The organism is Bacillus sp. TL12 (genome assembly GCF_022625245.1).
Taxonomy (GTDB): Bacteria; Bacillota; Bacilli; order Bacillales; family Bacillaceae_G; genus Bacillus_A.
The window spans coordinates 1-4,255 of record NZ_JAJJBY010000102.1 but is presented as its reverse complement, the minus strand read 5'-3'; the positions used below and the strand labels follow the sequence as shown (position 1 = coordinate 4,255).

Here is a 4,255-nt window from a genome sequence, read left to right as displayed (position 1 = left end):
GTTTAACTTCACTTTATTTTTCTATTATTTTATACCAAGTACTAATACTAGGTGATATAATTAAAACAAAAAGAAAAATGAGGTGTAGTTTTATGATTAAATCTAAAGCCCGTATTACAGCTATTGGTACGTATGTGCCTGAAAAGAAATTATTAAATGAAGACTTAGAAAAGATGGTGGATACTAATGATGAATGGATTGTTCAGAGAACTGGTATGAAGGAAAGGAGAATTGCAGGGGACGAAGAATATGCTTCCAATTTAGCTTTTAATGCTATAGAGAATTTAATTAAAAAATATAATAAAGATTTAGAAGATGTTGATTGCATTATAGTAGCAACTACAACTCCTGACTATGCATTTCCTAGTGTGGCATGTCAAATTCAGAGTCATTTTAATATCCCTTGTACAGGAGCTTTTGATTTAAATGCTACTTGTGCAGGTTTTACATATGCTCTTCACTTAGCTAACAACTTAGTTACATCCGAAGCACATAAAAAGATTCTAGTTGTTGCAACTGAGACTTTATCAAAAGTAACTGACTATAAAGATAGAACTACCTGTATTCTATTTGGGGACGGTGCTGGTGCTGTGCTAGTCGAATATGATAAGGAAAATCCTAGTTTCCTTGCTTGTCATATGGGAACTACTGGTGATGGTGGCATTAATGTTTATAGAACAACCTTTGCATCTACTATGGATGGTAAACCTTTAAACACAACTGGAAAAATGGTTCAGAACGGAAGGGAAGTATATAAATGGGCATCACGTACTTTGCCAATAGGAATACAACAATTATTGTTCAAGACAGGTTTAAACGTAGAGGATATTAATTGGTTTATACCGCACAGTGCTAATCTAAGGATGGTTGAATCAATATGTGAAAAATCAGGATTTTCTATAGAAAAAACATTGACTAGTATGAAGTATTTTGGAAATACCTCATCTGCTTCGATTCCATTAGCATTAAATCTGGGAATAGAAGAAGGGAAAGTCCAATATGGAGATACATTATTATTATATGGTTTTGGAGGAGGACTTACACATTTAGGTCTTATACTAACTTGGAATATAAATAAGTTATAAAAAATGGGGGCATTGTGATGTTAGATAATCAACAGATTAAGAATATTATTTTACATCGCTATCCATTTCTTTTAGTGGATAGGATCTTGGAATTAGAAGAAGGAAAAAGAGCAATTGGAATAAAAAATGTGGCAGCAAATGAAAAATTTTTTAATGGGCACTTTCCAAATTATCCAGTTATGCCTGGTGTATTAATTGTAGAAGCAATAGCCCAAGTAAGTGCAGTTGTGATGCTAACTAAAGAAGGAAACCAAGGACGATTAGGGCTTTTAGCAGGCATAGATAAATGTCGTTTTAAACAGCAAGTAAAACCCGGAGATCAGCTCCGGTTTGAAGTTGAAATCACTCGTTTAAAAGGTCCTATCGGGAAAGGTAAGGGGATTGCAACTGTTGAAGGAGATTTAGTATGTGAAACAGAATTGATATTTGCATTTGGTGATTAATACAAATTGCTTTTGAAATTCAACAAACGGTAAATAGTTATTGGAAAAGTGCAATTGATTTATATAATCCAATTGTTACATTGAGTACCATAAAGATTGAATGTACTCATTTTATATACTAGCTAGTGTTGGTTGTTTAGAAAAATGGGATAACGTTCGAGGACATAGGGTAGCACCACATCGCTATCAAGCTAATATTTTGAAATACCCCCAAAATGAAAATTTTCTTTATTAATAAAGAATTCTTCTCAAAAGTTATGGTTTGTTGTAAAATTTCACCAAAACAATAGATAAGAATAAAGGAGAGTTCTAAATGATTGAAAAAGTTTTTAATACAGGATTTGTTAATCTAAATTATGCAGAAGGTGGTAATTCATCTAAACCACCTCTACTATTTCTTCATGCAGCTACTTCAAGATGGCAGTCATTTCAATCTATACTTCCTGAACTTGAGCAACATTGGCATTTATACGCAGTTGACTTACGCGGTCATGGTAAATCAGATAACATTAATTCAAATTACCTAATAGAAGATTATGTTCCTGATATATCCTGTTTTATCAAATCCTGTATTGAGAAGCCTGCAATTGTATTTGGTCATTCTCTTGGAGGAATGATCAGCATCTTGGTTTCAGTGCATCATCCAGACCTTGTTAAAGCATTAATTATTGGAGATTCCCCAATTTCATTAGAAGTTCTAAAAGAAGGTACTACAGAAGGCAATAGAGAAATGATGATTTTACAAAGAGACCTGGCAAAAACTAAATCAGTCGAATATATCCTTTCGGAATTAAAACAAAAGTTTTTAATCTCAATTCCAAATCAAAAAAACATGGTTCTTGCTTCTAAAGTATTTGGGGAAGATAATCCTTTATTTAATTTTATAGCAACAAGTTTAAGTCAAATTGACCCAGAGGTACTTACAGCTGTTCTTGAACGCTTTGATGAAACCTATGCTGAATATAAAATAGAGGGATTACTTCCTAAAATTCAATGTCCTGTTTTACTTCTTCAAAGCGATCCTAAATTTGGAGGGTTAATAAGAGACCAAGATGCTAAACAAGCATTACATCTCTTACCTAAAGCAACCCACATTAAAATTAACAATGTAGGTCATGCTTTACATATGCAAAACAAAGAGTCAGTTTTAAACGCTATGCTTCCTTTTATGGCATCGTTATAAAAATCGATGAGTTATTTACAAAACCAATTGATTGGAAAGTAATCGAAGATTATTATGAAGGGTTCTGTTGCGAAGTTTTGTTAAGGTTAAGTGGTGCCAACAAAAAGTTGTACATTTTATGCGATTGTTAGTAGCTCCTGTAATTCATTGTATGTCGAAAAACCGAAGTCTGAGCCAAGACTTCGGTTTCGTTTTGACAATTACCTTGGTAAAGAATATTCGATTCTGATTGTCTGATATGCACTTTCAAACTTTGTCTATTTAAATAAACTTTGCTACTGTCCCCTAATTCATAAAGTTTGATGATACAATATAAAAGGAAAGTTTAGTCAATTCAGAAAATCGGAGAGAGGAAACAACTATGTCACTTTTACAGCAACATTTCGAAGAAAGACGTGAGTATATTTTCAATCGCCTAAAACAACCACAATATGTTGACCGAAGTATAGAGAAAATTCGGCAGGCTCAAAAAGAAATCAAACATATAGTACGAGCAATTAAAGATTTGTTTCTTCTCGATAGAACAACAAATCCTTGTTTACCGGACATCGCCCAGGTGTCGCTTCAACGTATCCTAGTATCAGAAGCATTTGAAAATATAAAAACCCTTGTTCCTTCCTCTATTCGAAAGTTAAGTGATGAAGAACGAGAAAAAGTATTAGATGAAACACTAAGTGTCGTCAACCAAGTCACGAATTTAGAACGAACAGTCTTTGTTATGATGTTTAATTCAAAAGAACAAATCCTCATGGATTTTTACAAAAAAAAGCGTAGATCGCAGACAGAGCTTCATTTTGATATTGCAGATAAAGACGGTTTTGATCAAGCGTTTTATCAAAAACGTATTGATGAGTTAAAAAATGATATTCGAGTGGCAGATTTTAGAAAGTTATGCGAAAATGAGCTCGATCCAAAGGACTTAGAATCATTCCAAAAGCGATATGAAGCAATTATATTACCAAAAGTACAAGAAATTGTTTCTCTCATTGAACCAAGTCTCATCAACTTAGATGTATTTTTAAATCCAGTTATTGAGTATGGTGTAGATCAAATTACATTAGCTGACATGATAAAAAAATTAAGCAATAACCTTGTGTTACTTCACAAATTATCAAAAACCGAATATTGTCCAACCGTTGAAATGACGGTAAAAGAATATGCTTTTTTAGAAGCCATGAACGATTCTAAAAAAATAAAGGAGTTGCAACCATCTAAATGATTAATATTCAAGAGGATTTGTATCAGCAAGCAATAGAGACAAAAAAAGAAGTTATGATCATCTTAATGAACGGTTTCAGAGTACCTGGTAAGATTCTTGCAGTAGATAAATTCACGGTATTGATTTTAAATAACGGGAACCAACAATTGATCTATAAACAAGCTATTTCAACGGTTGTTCTTTAAAAAGACTCTTGGAGAGTTGATGAAACATATATTAAAGTAAAAGGGCAATGGATGTACCTGTATCGTGCTGTTGATTCGAAAGGAAACACAATCGATTTTTGCCTAAGCAAAACAAGAGATCGGAAGGCTGCAAAGCACTT

5 protein-coding genes and 2 pseudogenes are annotated in these 4,255 nt (G+C 33.1%); 6 read left to right on the top strand and 1 reads right to left on the bottom strand.

What is annotated here, in order from left to right; genetic code table 11:
- Nucleotides 1-95: 95 nt before the first annotated feature.
- The 3 genes from LOK41_RS27485 (at nucleotide 96) to LOK41_RS27475 (ending at nucleotide 2,711) form a co-directional block, all read left to right on the top strand.
- Nucleotides 96-1,085 (top strand): ketoacyl-ACP synthase III, encoded by a 990-nt coding sequence (locus tag LOK41_RS27485; RefSeq protein ID WP_241819278.1) that lies wholly within the window; start codon nucleotides 96-98, stop codon nucleotides 1,083-1,085.
- A 17-nt stretch (nucleotides 1,086-1,102) separates the two neighbouring features.
- Nucleotides 1,103-1,528, top strand: coding sequence for a 3-hydroxyacyl-ACP dehydratase FabZ (gene fabZ, locus LOK41_RS27480; protein WP_241819277.1), 426 nt, complete (start codon nucleotides 1,103-1,105; stop codon nucleotides 1,526-1,528).
- A gap of 313 nt (nucleotides 1,529-1,841) precedes the next feature.
- Nucleotides 1,842-2,711 (top strand): alpha/beta fold hydrolase, encoded by an 870-nt coding sequence (locus LOK41_RS27475; protein ID WP_241819276.1) that lies wholly within the window; start codon nucleotides 1,842-1,844, stop codon nucleotides 2,709-2,711.
- A 116-nt stretch (nucleotides 2,712-2,827) separates the two neighbouring features.
- Here LOK41_RS27475 and LOK41_RS29405 read toward each other — a convergent pair.
- Nucleotides 2,828-2,911: pseudogene (locus LOK41_RS29405) on the bottom strand (IS6 family transposase); the annotation flags it as partial.
- 161 nt (nucleotides 2,912-3,072) lie between these two features.
- Between LOK41_RS29405 and LOK41_RS27470 the strand changes: the two are divergent.
- The 3 genes and pseudogenes from LOK41_RS27470 to LOK41_RS27460 all read left to right on the top strand — a co-directional run.
- Nucleotides 3,073-3,930, top strand: coding sequence for a hypothetical protein (locus LOK41_RS27470; RefSeq protein WP_241819275.1), 858 nt, complete (start codon nucleotides 3,073-3,075; stop codon nucleotides 3,928-3,930).
- On the top strand, nucleotides 3,927-4,115 hold the full coding sequence (hfq, locus tag LOK41_RS27465) for an RNA chaperone Hfq (protein WP_241819274.1): 189 nt from the start codon (nucleotides 3,927-3,929) through the stop codon (nucleotides 4,113-4,115). The genes LOK41_RS27470 and hfq overlap by 4 nt, the downstream gene beginning before the upstream one ends.
- Before the next feature lie 3 nt (nucleotides 4,116-4,118).
- Nucleotides 4,119-4,255: pseudogene (locus LOK41_RS27460) on the top strand (DDE-type integrase/transposase/recombinase); the annotation flags it as partial.